The sequence below is a fragment of the Mediterraneibacter hominis genome (genome assembly GCF_014287475.1).
In the GTDB taxonomy this organism is placed as follows: Bacteria; Bacillota; Clostridia; order Lachnospirales; family Lachnospiraceae; genus Mediterraneibacter; species Mediterraneibacter hominis.
In genome coordinates this window covers 1-557 of the sequence record NZ_JACOPF010000010.1, presented here as the reverse complement: position 1 = coordinate 557, position 557 = coordinate 1, and the positions used below count along the sequence as shown (strand labels likewise).

General features: G+C 41.5%; 1 rRNA gene. It reads left to right on the top strand.

Going from position 1 to position 557, the window contains the following annotated elements:
• Window positions 1-108, top strand: a 5S ribosomal RNA gene (gene rrf, locus H8S37_RS17135); the annotation flags it as partial.
• Window positions 109-557: the final 449 nt, after the last annotated feature.

Genomic DNA, 557 nt, shown 5'->3' with positions numbered 1-557 from the left:
ATGCGTTTGCGGGAAACACCCGTACCCATCCCGAACACGATGGTTAAGCCGCAGACGGCCGATGGTACTGCACTGGAGACGGTGTGGGAGAGTAGGTGGCCGCCAAATTTAAAAAAGAAAAAAGACAAAGTTTCGGAAAGGAAGCTTCAGGAACCTGCAGAAGAAGGTTGTCAGGGATTCTGAAGAACCAACCGACTCATACGTGAAAAGAACACGTGAAGTCTTCAGGCATAGATACAGGCAAGGATAAGCAACAACTTATCAAAGCCAACCCAATCAGCAGGGAAGTGCTGTTTAAATAGATAAAGAAACTGTCACGAAGGTTTTTTACCAGTGATTAGAGAGCAGAAAAGGTTCTGGTTTCTAATGACTGATAAAAAATCAGTCAGCTGATAAGATGTGAAGGTCTAAAGCCTAAGGTTTTAGTACACATCTAAATGTACCTTGAAAACTGCATATAAAAGAAGAAAGAGATAGAAATATCGAAAAGACATCCGAGGTAAATGTAAGAGAACATTACCAAGTCTGAAGAAAACAGACGGAAAACTAAATTGACC